The sequence below is a fragment of the Desulfosporosinus nitroreducens genome, assembly GCF_023897015.1.
In the GTDB taxonomy this organism is placed as follows: domain Bacteria; phylum Bacillota; class Desulfitobacteriia; order Desulfitobacteriales; family Desulfitobacteriaceae; genus Desulfosporosinus; species Desulfosporosinus nitroreducens.
Genome location: NZ_JAMHFY010000003.1, coordinates 329,407 through 347,116, shown reverse-complemented (window position 1 = coordinate 347,116; position 17,710 = coordinate 329,407). Strand labels below are relative to the sequence as shown.

13 protein-coding genes and 1 other annotated feature are annotated in these 17,710 nt (G+C 41.5%); all 13 genes read right to left on the bottom strand.

Annotated features, from left to right (window positions below):
* Positions 1-14 precede the first annotated feature (14 nt).
* The gene (locus M8E35_RS05540; RefSeq protein ID WP_252467807.1) at positions 15-464 is read right to left on the bottom strand and encodes a hypothetical protein; all 450 of its coding nucleotides are present in this window, start codon (positions 462-464) and stop codon (positions 15-17) included.
* 19 nt (positions 465-483) lie between these two features.
* Positions 484-1,434 (bottom strand): ABC transporter permease, encoded by a 951-nt coding sequence (locus M8E35_RS05535; protein ID WP_252467805.1) that lies wholly within the window; start codon positions 1,432-1,434, stop codon positions 484-486.
* Positions 1,370-2,464, bottom strand: a complete 1,095-nt coding sequence (locus M8E35_RS05530) for an ABC transporter permease (protein WP_252467804.1) — start codon at positions 2,462-2,464, stop codon at positions 1,370-1,372. Before M8E35_RS05530 ends, M8E35_RS05535 begins: the two co-directional genes overlap by 65 nt.
* The gene (locus M8E35_RS05525) at positions 2,458-3,996 is read right to left on the bottom strand and encodes an ABC transporter ATP-binding protein (RefSeq protein ID WP_373887421.1); all 1,539 of its coding nucleotides are present in this window, start codon (positions 3,994-3,996) and stop codon (positions 2,458-2,460) included. The genes M8E35_RS05530 and M8E35_RS05525 overlap by 7 nt, the downstream gene beginning before the upstream one ends.
* A 117-nt stretch (positions 3,997-4,113) precedes the next feature.
* Positions 4,114-5,145: a BMP family protein gene (locus M8E35_RS05520; RefSeq protein WP_252467802.1), complete on the bottom strand. Its 1,032-nt coding sequence runs from the start codon at positions 5,143-5,145 to the stop codon at positions 4,114-4,116.
* A gap of 52 nt (positions 5,146-5,197) precedes the next feature.
* Positions 5,198-7,342, bottom strand: coding sequence for a xanthine dehydrogenase family protein molybdopterin-binding subunit (locus tag M8E35_RS05515; protein WP_252467801.1), 2,145 nt, complete (start codon positions 7,340-7,342; stop codon positions 5,198-5,200).
* 14 nt (positions 7,343-7,356) lie between these two features.
* Complete coding sequence (gene ade, locus M8E35_RS05510; RefSeq protein ID WP_252467800.1) at positions 7,357-9,123, bottom strand: adenine deaminase; 1,767 nt, start codon at positions 9,121-9,123, stop codon at positions 7,357-7,359.
* Positions 9,124-9,133: 10 nt separating this feature from the next.
* A complete protein-coding gene (locus tag M8E35_RS05505; RefSeq protein ID WP_252467799.1) occupies positions 9,134-9,877 on the bottom strand; it encodes a GntR family transcriptional regulator in 744 nt (247 codons plus the stop codon).
* Positions 9,878-10,341: 464 nt separating this feature from the next.
* Positions 10,342-11,478: a bifunctional 3-deoxy-7-phosphoheptulonate synthase/chorismate mutase gene (locus tag M8E35_RS05500; RefSeq protein WP_252467798.1), complete on the bottom strand. Its 1,137-nt coding sequence runs from the start codon at positions 11,476-11,478 to the stop codon at positions 10,342-10,344.
* 195 nt (positions 11,479-11,673) lie between these two features.
* Positions 11,674-11,929, bottom strand: a binding site (T-box leader).
* 419 nt (positions 11,930-12,348) lie between these two features.
* On the bottom strand, positions 12,349-13,587 hold the full coding sequence (locus tag M8E35_RS05495) for a DUF1015 domain-containing protein (RefSeq protein ID WP_252467797.1): 1,239 nt from the start codon (positions 13,585-13,587) through the stop codon (positions 12,349-12,351).
* A 38-nt stretch (positions 13,588-13,625) separates the two neighbouring features.
* Complete coding sequence (locus M8E35_RS05490) at positions 13,626-14,789, bottom strand: phosphoglycerate dehydrogenase (protein WP_252467796.1); 1,164 nt, start codon at positions 14,787-14,789, stop codon at positions 13,626-13,628.
* 112 nt (positions 14,790-14,901) lie between these two features.
* Positions 14,902-15,987 (bottom strand): 3-phosphoserine/phosphohydroxythreonine transaminase, encoded by a 1,086-nt coding sequence (gene serC, locus M8E35_RS05485; RefSeq protein ID WP_252467794.1) that lies wholly within the window; start codon positions 15,985-15,987, stop codon positions 14,902-14,904.
* Positions 15,988-16,627: 640 nt separating this feature from the next.
* Positions 16,628-17,188: a UbiX family flavin prenyltransferase gene (locus tag M8E35_RS05480; protein ID WP_252467792.1), complete on the bottom strand. Its 561-nt coding sequence runs from the start codon at positions 17,186-17,188 to the stop codon at positions 16,628-16,630.
* Between the last annotated feature and the right edge of the window lie 522 nt (positions 17,189-17,710).

Genomic DNA, 17,710 nt, shown 5'->3' with positions numbered 1-17,710 from the left:
AATTACTGGGTTGCCTATTTTTTTATGTTTTGGAATTTTAATAAATAGCTTTTATCGGCAATGTCCCGAAAAGCTTCTACATAATACTTCCCTCTTATATAGATAAGTTTAACCTTCATTTTTTGTCCAGGTAACCGCGCGGCCACTGTGGAGATTGCTTCGCCAGACCGACGATCTGCAGCGAGTTTAACTTCATCTAAATAGACGTACAAGGGGGACAAATAGGGATAGGATCTTTCTTCGGCAAAATTTTGGACAAATTCTTCCTTAGTGAGCATTTCCCTGAGTTCTGGTATTAAATAAGGATAAATGTCCGCTGGCTTGTTAGCATTAATGGCCTCATTAAGACTATTGATCCGCTTTGTCGCCCGCCACTGACTTGGCACATTAAAAATCCCTGCACTTATAATTAATAAAAGCAAAATGATAAACAGTCTTATCCAAGGCCTGGTATTTCGTTGCATATTAAAAACTCCATTTCCCTTAGCGTTCGGCCCTAGTATAAGGAAGAGTATAGGCTGCTGGGAATTCTGCTTTCTTAGATACACTTACTAGCACTAGAATCGTTAAGACATACGGCAAGGCCAGCAGAAACTGGTGAGGAATAGGTACTCCTATAGCCTGTAATCTCATTTGCAAAGCATCTGCCCCGCCAAACAAGAGCGCAGCAGCTAAGGCACGGTAAGGATTCCACCTGGCGAAGATGACAACGGCCACGGCAATAAAACCCCTTCCGGAAACCATCCGATCAAGAAAAGTACTCATGAAACCAATCGAAAGAAAAGCCCCTCCCAGTCCGGCGTATGCGCCGCCAATCGCTACGCAAATATAACGAACTAACTGAACATGAATCCCTTTAGCGTCAGCAGCTTTTGGATTCTCTCCTACCGCCCGAACCTTTAAGCCAAAGGTCGTTTTCTCTAGAACAACCGCTGTAACAATAACTAAAACTAAGGTTAGATAAACTAAAATATTGTGGTTAAAGAAAATCGGTCCCAGAACCGGTATATCCGTGAGGATAGGAAACTTGAGAGGTTGAAACGACTCTACCTGGGGAGGAAGTTTTTGAATACCGAAAATCGCCCGAAATAAAAATGCAGATAGACCCGTTCCTAAGATTGTCAAGGCGGTTCCTGCGATAACCTGATTTGCTTTAACCGTAATACTAAGAAAGGCCATAATTAGGGAAAATAGTACCCCGACAAACACCGCACACAATAGACCGAACCACAAATTGTGCGTAAAAAACGTTCCGGCAAAGCCTCCTAGGGCGCCCATTAACATAATCCCCTCTAACCCAAGGTTAAGTATCCCCGAGCGCTGGGTAAAAATCTCTCCTAAGGCAGGCAAGAGAATTGGAATACTTAGTCTAATGGCTCCTGCCAGAAGACTGACCAGAAACCCTACTGTTAAAACGTCTGATTGCAAGTCCATCCCTCCATTGAGTGTAAACCACCCGGCTAATCACAAAGATGATCACTAAACCCTGAATAACGGTTACCAAAGAAAATGGAATCCCTACCATAAGTTGCATCGTATTGCCACCGACCATTAAGGCAGCGAAAAAAAATGCGGAGATAACAATGCCCAAGGGGTGCAAATTTCCAAGCAGAGCCACGACGATAGCCAAGTTGCCAAAGCCCGATGAAATATCATCTAATAACCGGTATTGCACTCCAAATACTTCATTCCATCCGGCAATTCCAGCAAGGCCTGCTGAAATAAACATGGTCAAAATGATCGTTCTCGGTACCTGTATACCGCAGTACCGCGCAACATGTTCGCTTTCCCCTACCAGCTCAATTTTCAGACCAACAGTCGTTCGCCAAAAGAAATATCCTGCCGCCATGATTAGCAAGCCAATAATTAAGCCAAAATGCAATCTAGTCCCACCAAAAAGAATGGGCAACTGCAAAGGTTGCGCAAGCAGGGCAGTTTGTGGAAAACCCTGTCCATTGGGATCCATCATCGGTCCTCTGATCAGCCATGATAAGAGATGCATAGCAATATAGTTAAGCATCAAGGTTGTTATAACTTCATTAGCATTAAACTTGGCACGCATTAACCCTGCTAACCCTCCCCACAAGCCCCCTCCTAAAAAAGCTGCCAAAAAGGTAACTGGCCATAAAAGCACAGGCGCTAAATTAAGGTTAAGACCTACGAATACCGCACAGGTTGCACCCATCATAAACTGACCATCTCCGCCAATGTTCCAAATTTGGCTCTTAAAGGCAATTGAAATACCTAAAGCCAAAATCATCAAAGGAACAGCCCTTACCAACGTTTCAGCTATGCGATTTGGGGAACCTAGAGCGCCCATAAATAAAGTCGAAAAGGCTTCGCCTGGATGCTTTCCTGCTACAAGAAGTAAAAGCGCACCCACACCAAAAGCTAAGGCAACCGCGACTACCGAGGGAAGAATACTGACCAAGATTCGTTTTGTTACAGTCCAAACTTTCAGCATGCTTCCACCCCTTCCCCCTTAACACCCGCCATTAAGAGTCCGATCTGTTCAATACTAGCCGATCTATCGAGAACTCCCATAATCTGCCCTTCATAAATTACGGCAATGCGATCAGCCAGCTGCCTGACCTCCTCAAGATCCGCCGAGATCAATAACACTCCAACCCCTTTGCCTTTTTCTTCAAGAAGTTTCTGTCTTACATACTCAGTAGCTCCAATATCTAAACCTCTTGTAGGTTGATTGGCAATGATAATTTCCGGTCTGGAGCTTAGTTCACGAGCCAGAATAACTTTCTGCTGATTCCCCCCCGAAAGGTCCTTCGCCTTGACGCTGTGTTCCTTAGCTTTAATTTTATACTCGTCCATGCGCAACTCAGCATTTTCCCTTATCGCTTTAAAATTCAGGAATCCTCGCCGTGAAAAATTCGGGCTGTCAAACTCTTTGAGAATGAAGTTTTTACTAAGAGGAAAGTTCATCGCCAACCCGGTTTTGTGACGGTCTTCGGGAATATGGGCGATACCCGTCTTAATAAACTCTTTTGGATTTTCCCCTGTGAGGTCCCGGCCATTAAGGATTACCTGGCCCGACAGCAAAGGTCTTAAACCCGTTAAAACTTCACAGAGTTCTTTTTGACCATTCCCATCAACACCAGCAATCCCCAATACTTCTCCTGCATGCAAGGTAATACTTATTTTATTTAAAGCCATCAGCCCTTTGTCATTCTTTGCGCTAAGCCCTTCAGCAACCAACTTAATCTTACCTAGGGCTGAATCCTGGTTATCAAACTTGAACAACACATCCCGACCGACCATCATGTTAGTTAAGTCGCGCTTAGTTGTTTCCGCAGTAACTTGTGCTTGGCCTACCAACCGGCCATCTCGCAGGACAGTAACTTCATTGGCAATCGTTAGGACTTCCTCTAACTTATGACTGATTAAAATGATTGATTTCCCATCTGTCCGCATGATCCTCAAAACTTCAAAGAGGTGATTTGCTTCCTGAGGCGTCAAAACTGCCGTCGGTTCATCTAAGATTAGGATTTCCGTGCCGCGATAAAGGGCAGAGAGGATTTCAACCCTCTGCTGTTCACCAACGGAAAGTTGCCATACTCTGGCTTTAGGATCGACTTGAAGGTTATATCGACGTGAGAGTTCTACTAACTCACGCTCAACTTTAGCAGTATCTAAGAACGGCCACCGCTTTGAAGGCAGGCCTAACATGATATTTTCTGTAACAGTCATGGGCCGAACAAGCATAAAATGTTGGTGGACCATTCCAATGCCCAAGCTCATAGCTTTCGATGGACTATCTATGACGACCTGAGTACCGTTCACAGAAATCGTCCCGTTTTCTGGCTGATAGAGGCCAAACAAGATATTCATAAGTGTCGTTTTCCCTGCCCCATTTTCTCCTAACAGACCATTGATCGAAGCCCTTTTTAGCTGGAAATCCACACTGTCATTGGCGACAACTCCCTTAAAGACTTTCATAATATTACTCATCTCTACTGCTAGCTCTTGCAAATTTCTCACCTCCTAAACGATAACAGCGTGTTCTTTTTTTGCAAATTGCGGTGCGTGTTCGAGAACCATCCCGAACTTACCTTCGAGGATGGTTCTCTTTCTTGAACTCGTTCTTGCATCCGTTACTTATTTATCGAACTTAGGCATTTCTATTTTCTTATCCGCAAAATCCTTTTTAACTTGTTCGAGTTTTTCCTTTACTTCAGCAGAAACTTGGCTATCTAAGCCATGGAAAGACGCTACTGTTACCCCTCCATTAGCCACAGTCAACCAATAATGCTTGTCTTCACGATTCTCAAAGTTGTTGTTTAAAATATCGTCGACAATTTGCTTGAGGACTGGGTTCCAGTTGTAAACAATTCCTGACAACACATTGTTTGGCGCTAAGACATTTTGATCTGCAACATTTCCTAAGACAAGTTTATTTTTCTCTTTGCCAGCGTCAACAACGCCTAGACCGATCCCATCCCCAGAATGCCAGATAAGGTCTGCACCTGAATCAAACATAGAGATAGCACCTTCTTTAGCCTTAGCCGCATCTCGCCAGTCACCAGTGTAGAGTTCTTGAATTTGAATACTTGGGTTAACTTTTTTAGCAGCATACTTATAGGCTTCATGTCCTCGATAAATTTCGGAGACATCTGCTCCGCCCACAACCCCAATCTTGTTGGTCTTGGTTAGAAGTCCGGCCAGAGTTCCCATCAGGTAACCCCCGTCTTCCAACTGAACATCGTAGATTGCGGTATTAGCTAATGTCTTAAATCCTGTTCCTAACGCAAACTTCACTTTAGGAAATTCGCCTGCCACTTTAATAATAGGCTCCTGGAATTGAAAACCGTGTCCAATAACCAAATCGTATCCTTGAGAAGCAAACTCTCGTAAAGCTGGCTCAATATTGGATACCTCGTAGACATTTTCGGAGTAAGTAACTTCAATTTTTCCGGCATAATCTTTTTCTAACTCTTTCATGCCTTCATGCATTGCTTGATTCCAAGAAACATCATCAACTTTACCCGGAAGGATTAAAGCTACTTTTAATGGTTTAACTGCATTCTTGTCTCCTGTCGCTTCCGCAGGTGAGGATTTAGCTCCACATCCAGACATCAGTAGTGCAAAGACTAGCATTATGGCTAGTAATAAACTGGCTTTCTTTTTCATTTTAGGTCCTCCTCATTTTTTCTAGATTTTAGTTACTATACACTCTCTTTTGCTAGTTCCCCCCCGTAACCACCACCTTTGCTGTGTTTGATAGATAGTCTGTAATTCTTTGACGTGAAATCGGCAGTTCACAAATTGGCAGTTCAATAACCTCATTGACTGCAGCTGCTATAGCCGGGGAAATCACAATCGTTCCTACTTCAGCCGCCCCTTTTAATCCCAGCGGACCTGATTCTTCATATGCTGAAACACTAACTGCCTCAATATTCGGTGAATCTAAGCTGGTAGGGAGCAGATATGTTGACAAACTGGTCTGTTGGGGTTTTCCCTGCCGGAAATCTAGTTGCTCTGTGAGAGCATATCCCACTCCCATTACCACACCACCGTGTATTTGGCCTTCGAGAGCAACTGGATTGATCACTCTGCCTGCCTCAGTCACTGCAAAGACATCAAGGAGTTCTATTTCGCCCGTCAATCTGTTAACTCTGACCTTGGCCGCCTGTGCAATGAAAGTGTACATACTATGGGGCCAGCCAATGCCTAGGTCCAACTGTCTCTCCTCTGGAAAGACAGCTTCCCCAATTCCTATCGGATTAAGAACCCCTATCTTTTTTTGCCTCTTTAAATCGTCAACAGCTTTCAAGAGAGCATTGCCACATATATATGATGTACGTGATGCTGCCGTCGAACCACTGTCATAAGTAAGAGCCGTGTCTCCCATAATGAGTCGGATTCGTTCCTTGGGAACGTTTAACTTCTCAGCCGCTAATTGAGCAAATAACGTGCTGCTTCCTTGACCTATTTCCACAGTTCCAATTCTCACGTCATATGTTCCATCTTGAAAAGCTTCTATCTCTACTTTAGCCGAATCGGGTATCCCTTTACCCAATCCACAGCTCAGATAACCAGCTGCCATTCCATAGCCAATCGTTGGATCTGTGTTCTGAACTCGTTCCCGCCAAAGCCAGGAGTTCTCTAGCAGTTCTAAAGCATCTTTAAGCCCAACCGTGTGTTCCATTTTTTGACCGAGGCTACCTTCTGCTCCCTTGAACAAGGCATTTTGCCATCTCAGTTTAATAGGATCCAGACCAAGAATTTTTGCCGCTCGGTTAAGTAAGGTTTCAACTGCGAAAGCCGCTTGAGGGACACCGAACCCTCTCATAGCACTTGCCGGGGGTTTATTTGTGTAATATAGATATCCGTCAATCTGAACATTCGGAATCACATAGGGACCGGATGCATGTTCAACTCCCAAACCTAAAACTGCTGGCCCCAGAGCTGCATAGGCGCCTGTGTCATATTGAAGGACAGCTTGATAGGCTTTAATCAAACCCGCAGAGTCTAAACCCAGCTTAACCTCTATCTTGGCTGCATGCCTTTTATAAGAAGTGCTGAGAGATTCTTCCCTAGTGAATACCAGTCGGGCTGCACGCTTCGTTTGCCAAGTCACTAGAGCTAGAAAAAGCTGAACCGTATTGCCATCCTTGCCTCCAAATCCGCCTCCGATTGTAGCAGTACGCATCCGTATTTTATCAAGGGGAATATCTAAGCACCGTGCAATTTCCTCTCTATCACAGAAAGGATTTTGGGTACCTGCAATAATATTCAAAACTCCTGTTTCATCTAAGTAAGAAACTCCAGCCTCCATCTCTAAGTAGGCATGGTCAACGACCGGGACGGTAAACGTATCTTCTATAACTAAAAAACTCTGACTAAAGGCCTCTTCGACCTCTCCTTTGCGAAACGGCAGGTGCAACAAGAGATTTCCCTTGTCGTGAACTGATGGACTGCAGTTAGCCTCTGATGCTTCCTTAAGATTATTGATCACCGGGAGAGGCTCATACTCTACCCGAACTAATTCTGCGTATCGATCTGCTTTTTCTGGAGTATCTGCAGCAATCAAGGCGATAGGCTCTCCGTAGAATCGAACTTTATCCTTCACAAAAAGCGGCTGATCCTTGATTATATTTCCAAATAAATTTTCTTGCACATCCGCCGCACTAAAGCAATACACCCCCTCAATACCAAGGCAGGAATCGGTATCGATCTTTTTAATCCGGGCATGTGCTTCAGTAGCTCTTACTATTCTTAAGTGCAACATATCAGGAAAGGAATAATCACTGGGGTAAACTGCCTTTCCAGTTACTTTTTCCAGAGCATCCACTCTAGGAACCGAACAACCTGATGCATGCGACATCTCTTTATCCCTCACTATATAATTTCAAGAACAGATGGAATTACTTTGTGCTTAAGCACATCAATCAAGCCATAATCCGTTAATCCAAGCTCAGGTACAGTGGGTAACGAAATAAAGGATAACGTCATAAATGGTGCGGGCAAGTCACATCCCAGACCGATCGCAAACTCATTCATACTATTAAGTTGCTGCATAACAAGATCAGCGGAAAGTGGACTCATGAGCCCTCCTATGGGCAAAGGCAACACACCCAGAACCTGACCGTTTTGCACAGCAACTAGCCCTCCTTGATTTCTTGCGATCTCTTGTGCGGCCAGATACATATCCTCATCATTGGTACCGACAATCACAAGGTTATGATGGTCATGCGAAACCGAAGATGCCAGTGCGCCGGACTTAAGATTAAAACCTCTAACAAAGGTTACCCCAACTCTGCCATTCTTTCCGTACCGTTCGACCACAGCCAATTTTAAAATGTCCTTATCTATGAAAGGTTTAACTTCGCCACTAGAAATCTCTAACCACTCCTGAGTTGCAAAATTGATGATTTGATCCGGATAGAGATTAATGACTTGAACTTTTGCACGTTCGCCCTCTGCCAAAACAGCAAAGTCTTCGGGGCTTAACTTAGGTGACAGCTTAACCGTTGAATTTAGAAATTCCGGAAATCCGTTGCCTGAAAATTCCTGCCTGAGCTTTCCAGATTCCGCCACAATTTTTCCATCTTTAAAAACATAAACTGGTTTGATCTTATCCAAACTATCCAGTAACACAAAGTCTGCATACCGCCCGGGAGTTAAGGCGCCCAACAAATGATCTAAACGAAAATGTTTAGCTATGTTGATCGTCGCCATCTTGATCGCAGTGATGGGTTCCAAGCCCAAATCGATACTCTTTTGAATGTTATAACTGATATGTCCCTCACTGGCTATATCAATAACATGTTTGTCATCCGTGCAAAACATTAAGTTTTCCGTCGGCACATGGTTTTCAAGAACTCCCTTGACCAAAGCTTCAACATTACGCTCAGTGCTTCCTTCACGTATTAGTGCTTTAATTCCCAAACGCAAGCGTTCAAAAAGTTCATCATAAGTGACAGATTCGTGATCATCAGAAAGCCCTGCAGCAGCATAAACGTTTAATTGATCCCAATTAAGTCCTATCGCATGCCCATTCGCTATTTTTCCCTGGGCCCTTGCACTCAAGATCTTAGCCAAATACTCTTCTCGAATACCTAAAATCTTTGAGGGATCCAACTCGCCTAAGCTAGAAGAAATATCTAATTTTAAAAGTTCTGCGACCTCCACTAGGCCTAATTCCCCTCCGGTAGTCTCTAAACCTGGTGCGGTGGGCACTCTAGAGGATACCTCTAAAAAAATCCTATAAGGCAACTCTTCAATATTGCTCAGCAATGCTTGCAGACCTGAAAGTCCGGCAACATTGGCAATTTCCATAGCATCAACAAACATTACTGTTGTCCCCCAAGGTACAATAACACTGGACAAAGCCTGCGGTGTTAACAAGGTCGGTTCTATATGAACGTGAGCATCCATAAAACCCGGTACAGCATATCTCCCTTCAGCATCAAACGTATTATTGGCTTTCACTTCCCACGTGGGGTTAATAGCTACAATTTTCCCGTTCTTAACTACCATTGAACCGGGGAAAACTGTTTCCGTGAAGACATCGACGATTTGCAAATTAGTAATGTGCAAGTCGGCCTGTTCTATACCAGAGGCCACTCTAAGCTCTTGAGCAAGAGATTCAACGCTTTCTTTCATTGACGACACCTCAAATCTTTCTTCTTAGTACTGTGAATTTAAAGATTCCTGGGGCATAATACTCCTTTGACCATAGAACGGGTTTTTGGTGGATATCATAGCCGAGTTCATCAAGATATAAGATGGGAGTGCCTTGAGAAATGTTAAGGATTTCTGCCAGATGATCATCCGTCAAATAAGGTGCTATCTTCGTCAAATCCATTTGGACGGAACAGTGACAATATTGTTCCAGAAAACTAAAAATTGGAGGTTTTAAATCGTTTAGTGAATAATTGTTATCGATAATCAAACTTGACGATAGATGATCGATACAATAGATAGCAGGCTGTCCATTGGCTAATATAAGCCGTTCTACGACAATAAGTTCTTCCCCCACCGGGATTTCGAGACGCTCTGCAGCCTCTTCATCCGCTTTGATTACCGAAGGGGTCACAAAACCTACCGAAGGGGTATATCCACAATCAGCCACCTCTTCAAGGAACTCCTTTTCCAGGTCTAAGCGAGAAGTGACTTTTAAAACATGCTTGTTAATAATCGTTCCAATTCCCCTTCGCCGGGTGATAAATCCCTCACTTTCAAAAGCAGCCAAAACATCACGAACCACCGACCGACTGATCCCTAACTTTTGGGCTAAAATTTCTTCAGGAGGCAATTTCCCCGACTGATCAAAAGCGCCTTCACGGAGCATTGCTAACAAGATTTTATGAGCTTTTGATGACAGTTGTTCGTTATCAAGCTTTGGAATATGCGGCATAAAGCACCTCTCTAAGTTTAATCAATTCCGAGACTCCCACTTCTTCAAGTGGGTGTCACCGAAGTCACGATGTTCAGCTTTAGCTGAACGAGTTCACTCGTCAGTTTCTTATGAGAGGATGAACCTCAGATAAGCCTGAATAAATGTGGATTTAAACCAGCAACAAGTAATAGGTAATAAGTATGACTAATAACAAGCCCTATTTTATCACTATAAATCAAATAAATCACGCTAAAGTTAGGTTGTATCCAGAGACTTTTAGTAAAACTTTAGCCAAAAACCCTTACACTAAATATATAAATAAAAAGTGCCGTTGAAGGTCTAGTGATTCCTAGATCTCCAACGGCACCATTGCCACAAATTTTTTAAGGAGTAAAAACTAATTGTATTGATTATAACAATGTTATTAGTTTTGTCAACTATAATACTGAAAATTGATAAATTCTGAACATCTAAATTATCATTTACCTTGAAGCAAGTGAACGGTCCATTTCTTTTTCACTTACCAATTTCCGTTTGATTTGGGATTGAACTGCCACTTCAAAGATTATTGGGTAGATTTTCTTTACTAATTCTGAAGGGAGCTTTAGTTCATCGCCCAGACTAGTAAGCCTTTGCATAACTTCCTTTTCTCGAGTATTATCCTTCACCCTATCCAAACGTTTCTTATCCGCAACTTTGCTCACTATTTGCATTCGAGCTGCTAACCGTTCGATAATTGTATGATCAATGTCGTCAATTTCATTACGCAGAGATTCAAGGGTCTCCTCCTCATTTTTCCGGCTGCAAGCGAAGACTCTATTCACTGCTTCAGCCACAACACCCAATTCTCCTGCCAGCTGAACAAATTGTTCAGGATGCAATGATTGAGGTCCATCACTTACCGCCTCTGCCGGATTTGGGTGCATTTCGATCAACAAACCATCCGCACCAGATGCAAGTGCTGCCTTAGACAGGGACGAAATCAAATCTCTTCTGCCTGCAGCATGACTCGGATCGACTATAACCGGCAGATGAGAAAGCTCTTTAGCGACCCCGACTGCACTAAGATCTAAGGTGTTGCGTGTACTGGGTTCATACGTGCGAATTCCCCTTTCACAAAGGATAACACGAGGATTGCCTGCGGATAAAATATATTCTGCAGCTAAGAGCCATTCTTCTATCGTAGCTGATAAACCCCTTTTAAGGATAATCGGTTTGTTGATTTTACCGGCCATTTTCAGAAGCTCAAAGTTTTGCATATTCCTAGCACCGATTTGGATGATGTCAACCTGCTCTGCTACTAACTCAAGACTTGCAACATCAATGGCTTCAGTAACGCAAAGCAAATCTTGTTCTCGAGCGGCTTGCACTAAATAATTAAGTCCCTCTCGACCCAAGCCTTGAAAACTATAGGGGGAAGTACGTGGTTTGAAAACCCCGCCACGCAGGATTTTTCCTCCCGCCTTTTTTACTGTTTCAGCGGATTGCCTCATCTGAATACTTGACTCAACTGCACAGGGTCCACCTATAAGGATAATTTCTTTGCCTCCTATCGTTACCCCATTAACCTCAATAGCACTGCGTTCAGCCTTTAGCCCTGCTAATTTTAAATCTTTCATAATAATAGCCCTCCTTCAAATTTTAATTAAAAAAGTCCACGGCACATCCCATTTACAGGGACGAAAGCCGTGGACTTCCGCGTTACCACCCATTTTGACCAAAATCGGTCCTCTCAACTAAAGGTACAGGTATATCAAAAACTCGTATTTGTCGAATTCCGTAAGGTCACTTAAAATAAAAAACTTCTCATCCCATGCAGGGACGAGAAGTTATATCTCGCGTTACCACCCAACTTAAGCCAAAAAGGCCACTCGACAAAGGTACGGGAATTAATAATCCGATACCCCCTTCCTGTTAACGGTGAAGAACCGTCCTAGCCTACTTGATTTCGTTCAGCCGGCAGCTCGGGAGGGAACTTCATCTATCACTACACATAGAAGAGCTTACAGTCGAGACTCTTCCTCCCTGAAAGGTAATAAACAGACTACTTTTCTCCGTCTTAGCCTTTAAAGATTTAATTGAACTTTATTATAACACGCCCAATTATTTTGTCAACTATTTTATGCGAGGTTTATTTCCATATTTTCGGAACCTATTCATTACCTTTTTAGAGTAATTCTAGTTAAGCTAGTTGCTATATATTCTTTACGCGAGGTTAAAGTTATATAACTTGAAGTTACAGCCATAAAGAAAATGAAATAAAAAACAGAGCCCGGCAACCCGAACTCTGTTGGATGACTTATTCACGTTCTACTTAGGATTTGGACCAAGCCAATAAGGCTGTAGCGATTGTAATCAATGCCAAGGCGGTAATATAACTTGTCAATCAGTCTGAATTTGCCATGAAGTTCATCTCAAAACATAGCATAACCTGTTTTATTTAGTTTTATACATGAGTTCCTAAAGTTTTTTTATAGTCTTTGAATGCCCTAGCTTAACTCATGAATAAATAGCCCGCTTCTTAGTTTGGGTTCAAACCAAGTCGACTTTGGCGGCATCAATTGACCGGCATCAGATACTTCAAATAATTCATTGATTGAAGTCGGAAACATCGAAAATGCAAGCTTCATATCACTGTTAACTCGTTTTTCAAGTTCCTTCAGCCCCCTTATTCCACCAACAAAATCTATTCTTTTATCAGTTCTTATGTCTTTGATATCGAGCACTGAAGTTAGTAAATGATTTTGAAGCAATGATACATCCAGCCCATATACGGGGTCCGTTGAACGGATCTCGTTTTTTGCCGTTAGCTTATACCAAGCTCCTTCTAAGTACATTCCAAATGTGGCCTTTTCTATCGGTTTATAGGGTTCGGCTCCCATCTCTTCAACTAAAAAATCTTTAGATATTTTAGTCAAAAATTCTTCTTTGCCATAACCATTTAAATCTTTCACTACACGATTGTAGTCTAAAATCATTAATTGGTCGTGTGGAAAAAGCACAGAAAGGAAGAAATTAAATTCCTCTTCTCCTGTATATCCCGGATGTTCCGCTCTCCTCTTTAGTCCGACTTTTACGGCTGAAGCTGTTCTATGATGCCCATCTGCAATATAAATGCTATTTATCTTCTTGAATTCATTATATATTGCTTCAACATCACTTGGATTATCTATTTTCCACACATAATGCCTGACCCCATCTGGAGCAACAAAACCGTATAATGGTGTATTATTTTTCACCTTATTTACCAGTTCATTAATAATCTTCTGAGACCGATAGGCTAAAAATATTGGTCCTGTTTGAGCATCACAAACATCGACATGGTTTATTCTGTCAACCTCTTTGTCCTCTCTCGTTTTCTCATGCTTTTTTATTACATTATCCAGGTAGTCATCAATGGCTGCACATCCCACTATACCGGTCTGGGAACGGCCATCCATCGTTAGTTCATAGACATAATAGCAGTTTTGCCCTTCCTTAATGAATATACCTTCCTCTATCATGTCCTGAAGAGTATCTCTCGCTTTCTCGTAGACCATAACATCATAAGGATTAAAGTCCATATCAAACTGAGTTTCTGCCCTATCAATTTTTAAGAAAGATAAAGGTTCCTTTAATACTTCCTCTAAAGCTTCTTGACGATTATAAACATCATAAGGAAGTGCTGCCACTTTACTTGCAACATCTGCCCTGGGTCTTAGCGAATCAAAAGGTCTAATAGTAGCCAATGCTCTTCCTCCGCTCCATCAAGTTAATCTCACTTAGCCTACTTAATGATTCTAACTTTTAATACCCCGTCAATTTCTCTGATTTTCTTTGCTAATTCAGGGGTCGAAGGGGATTCAATATCGAGTACAGTATAAGCATACTTTCCTTTGCTTTTATTAATCATGTCGGGAATATTAATATTTTCTTTAGCGAACGTTGATGTGAATTGGCTGAGCATGTTCGGTATATTTCTATGATTAATGGCAATACGTCCAGCTTGATTACATACTCCCATATCGCAAGTTGGGTAATTGACTGAGTTTTTGATATTCCCGTTTTCAAGGTAGTCCATTAGTTGCTTTACTGCCATAATTGCACAGTTATCTTCTGATTCACTCGTTGAAGCGCCTAAATGAGGAACGGTAATGACCCCTTCAACTCCGCACACCTTGGGATTAGGAAAATCCGTCACATATCTGCCGACTTTTCCAGACTTCAAAGCTTCAACAATATCCTCATCAATGACTAAAGAATCCCTTGAAAAATTTAATATTTTAACTCCGTCCTTCATCATCTCAAAGGTTTCTCTGTTAAACATTCCTTTGGTTGAATCCGTTAAAGGCACATGAACCGTAATAAAATCACATTCTCTATAGATTTCTTCTAAAGACTTAGCCTGCTTGATAAATTTTGAAAGCTTCCAGGCCGCATCGACAGAAATAAACGGGTCAAATCCATAGACCTCCATATCCAGCTTATTCAAGGCATTAGCAACTAAAACCCCAATCGCTCCAAGTCCTATGACCCCTAGTTTTTTCCCTTTTATTTCGGTCCCAGCAAACTTTGATTTATTCTTCTCAACTAGTTTAGCAACCTCTGGATCTTCTTTACAGGAATTGACCCAGTTAACTCCTCCAAAAATGTCACGTGAAGCGATAATCAGTGTCGCAATTACAATCTCTTTAACTCCATTGGCATTGGCGCCAGGAGTATTGAAGACTACGACTCCATTTTCAGCACATTTTTCCAGAGGAATATTGTTAACTCCAGCACCAGCTCTTGCAATAGCGTCTAACGAATGGGGTAACTCTAACTCATGGACACTTGAACTCCTTACCAGTACTGCATTGGCATCATTAAATTGATCAACCATTTCATAATGCTTAGTAAATAGGTCTAAGCCCACATTAGCAACAGGATTCAAACAATTAATTTTAAACATAATTATCCACCCCTAATATTTATTTGCCCGATGTCCCGAAATCTTTTCGCATTTTTAACGTTTTATTGTCTTAGTGGAGTTCCACTTATGCGTCAGGCGTCATCAGATGTGATCAGATTTTGTTCTCAGCTTCAAATTTCTTCATGAATTCAACCAACAACTTGACGCCTTTAGTTGGCATCGCATTGTATATACTTGCTCTCATACCGCCAACAGTTCTATGTCCCTTTAAGCTTTCAAATCCAGCTGCTTTAGCTTCCTTAATAAACTTAGCATCCATTTCATCAGAGCCTGTAACAAAAGGTATATTCATTAAAGAGCGATCCTTCTTAACAACCGTACCTCGAAACAGCTTACTGGAATCAAGGTAATCATATAAGATTGAGGCCTTTTCCAAATTAATTTTCTTCATAGCCTCAAGTCCGCCAAGATTCTGAACCCACTTAAATACCTTACCGCAAATATAGATTCCATAGGCTGGAGGGGTATTATAAAGGGATTTGTTATCTGCATGCACCTTATACCGTAACATTGTGGGGGTTCCTAGCAAAACATCCTCCGTGATTAAGTCTTCGCGAATGATGACTACCACTACGCCTGCAGGTCCAATATTTTTCTGAACACCAGCAAAAATAAGACCATAGTTTGTTACATCTACTGGTTCAGATAATATATCAGAGGACATGTCAGCGACTAAGATCTTGTCTCCTGTTTCAGGTAATTGATTGTATTTCGTTCCATAGATCGTATTGTTATGACAGATATACACATAGTCCGCATCGTCAGATATCTTTAAGTCTCTTAAATCCGGTATATATGAAAACATCTTATCTTCAGAGGAAGCAATAACATTGATCTTCCCAAATAGTTTTCCTTCAGCAATCGCTTTTTTTGCCCATTGTCCCGTATTAATGTGATCAGCTACTCTATTTTTCATTAAATTCATGGGAATCATGGCAAACTGTTGGGATGCTCCTCCTTGAAGAAATAAAACCTTGTAATTATCCGGAATGTTCATCAAATCTCTCAATGTTTTTTCTGCGTCAGTAATTATTTGTTCGAAAGCTTTTGAACGATGACTCATCTCCATAACCGACATTCCTGTGCCGTTATAGTCTAGCATCTCCCCTGCTGCCTCTTTAAGCACTTCTTCCGGTAACACAGCAGGACCTGCAGCAAAATTGTAAACTCTTGACATTTAAATTCCTCCCTTTTTTTCTATGTATTTAAATCCATCACAAAGAATCTGGTAACTCCTAATTTCATGGAACCAGGATTAGGACCATTAATAGTAATTGCTTATAGAATATTCCTCCTTTTTAAAATTATAAATAAAATGGTTAATATTGGTTGACAAGAGAAAAACAAAACCCACCCCAGTATTGGGGCGGGAATTCCGCGGTGCCACCCAAGTTTTAACCGATTATAGGTACATGAAAACAAACGCTTAAAAATATAAAAACCCCTTGTCCCAAATAGGGACGAGAGGTTATTCCCGCGTTGCCACCCATGTTGCCGAATCGGCCAACTTATGTCCGCTTTATCGGGCGGAACCCGTCACAATTCTTCATTGGCCACTCCAGGATGGAATCCTTCAACTCAGCAGACTGACTTGCACCAACCGTCAGTTCTCTAAACTCTATGAGCTGGGGACTTCCTTTCATCGTGTTAAGTGTGTTTTTGATTATCTAGATTCTAATCGATTCCTCTTATCCTGTCAAGTCTTTCCTTTTTATTTTCTATTTTTTATTTGTTTTTATGTCTTCCCCATTCTTCATTGTCCTATCTATATTTCATAAGTGCTTTCTGAAAACTTTCGCGGGCTTTTTGAATATCTTCTAGTACCCCTGCCATCGCTTAGCTCTATCAACGTTAATTCCAAGTTGGTCCAGAATCTTCATGACATGATGATCGATCATATCTTCGATACTTTGCGGATGATTATAAAAAGCTGGCATGGGCGGAACCATTCTAACTCCAATCCTTGATAACTTCAGCATATTTTCAATATGGATAGCACTTAGAGGAGTCTCTCTAGGACTAAGTATTAGCTTTCTTCTTTCCTTGATCATGACACCTGCTGTTCGAGAAATCAGATTATCATCATAACCATTGGCAATCGAACTTAAAGTTTTCATACTGCAAGGCACAATAACCATTCCATCTGTAATGAAGGAACCACTCGAGGTTTTTGCCCCTAAGTTCTTATTATCATAGACAACCGTGGCTAAACTTTCTACCTCTTCTAAGGAATAATTCGTTTCTATTTTTAAATTTTCTTTGGCCCAGTCACTTATAATAAGATGAGTATTCAGGTTATCTCTGTCTTTCAAGGCCCTTAATAAATTAATCGCGTAAATTATTCCCGTTGCCCCTGAAACCCCAACTATTATCTCCATATTCCATCACCTCCCAGAATGATTTTTTAATTTCATCTTACCAGTTTTCACTGAGAATGACTTATTCCTGATCCGATTGTAAAATTCCTTCTTTAAATTCTAGAGAGTAATCAATGCAGTCTCTGCTAATCTCTCAACAAAGGTAGATTAACAAATCGCTGTAGTTCCATAAAGGTACGTATAGTTTGTCGATCTTAATAAGTGCTATACTTCTCTATGCCTGCAATAATCCCCTGCCTAAAGCTTGGATGAAGTTTCTCGAAGTGTTTCTGATCGTCTTTAATTTCCCCTTATTATGGTGATGCTATTTATTTTTTTGTTTTATTAGCATTTAGCTCTTGCATTAAAGTTTAATCTTGAGATACTATTATAAATATAACAAGGATTTTGGTTCTCGCCTTAGGGCGATCATAAGCAAAGCAATGGCGCTTTGAAATCACTCGAACAAACGAGTATTTCTAATGCGCCGTTTTTTATTTGCACCTGTTAAAATGTCCTAGCTCATTAATTACAAAAGGAGGT

Bases quoted from the DNA above. Each gene is read 5' to 3' on its own strand.
- M8E35_RS05540 (WP_252467807.1), bottom strand. From the start codon at position 464: ATGCAACGAAATACCAGGCCTTGGATAAGACTGTTTATCATTTTGCTT.
- M8E35_RS05480 (WP_252467792.1), bottom strand. From the start codon at position 17,188: ATGGAGATAATAGTTGGGGTTTCAGGGGCAACGGGAATAATTTACGCG.
- M8E35_RS05520 (WP_252467802.1), bottom strand. From the start codon at position 5,145: ATGAAAAAGAAAGCCAGTTTATTACTAGCCATAATGCTAGTCTTTGCA.
- ade (WP_252467800.1), bottom strand. From the start codon at position 9,123: ATGAAAGAAAGCGTTGAATCTCTTGCTCAAGAGCTTAGAGTGGCCTCT.
- M8E35_RS05505 (WP_252467799.1), bottom strand. From the start codon at position 9,877: ATGCCGCATATTCCAAAGCTTGATAACGAACAACTGTCATCAAAAGCT.
- M8E35_RS05490 (WP_252467796.1), bottom strand. From the start codon at position 14,789: ATGTTTAAAATTAATTGTTTGAATCCTGTTGCTAATGTGGGCTTAGAC.
- M8E35_RS05515 (WP_252467801.1), bottom strand. From the start codon at position 7,342: ATGTCGCATGCATCAGGTTGTTCGGTTCCTAGAGTGGATGCTCTGGAA.
- serC (WP_252467794.1), bottom strand. From the start codon at position 15,987: ATGTCAAGAGTTTACAATTTTGCTGCAGGTCCTGCTGTGTTACCGGAA.
- M8E35_RS05530 (WP_252467804.1), bottom strand. From the start codon at position 2,464: ATGCTGAAAGTTTGGACTGTAACAAAACGAATCTTGGTCAGTATTCTT.
- M8E35_RS05500 (WP_252467798.1), bottom strand. From the start codon at position 11,478: ATGAAAGATTTAAAATTAGCAGGGCTAAAGGCTGAACGCAGTGCTATT.
- M8E35_RS05535 (WP_252467805.1), bottom strand. From the start codon at position 1,434: ATGGACTTGCAATCAGACGTTTTAACAGTAGGGTTTCTGGTCAGTCTT.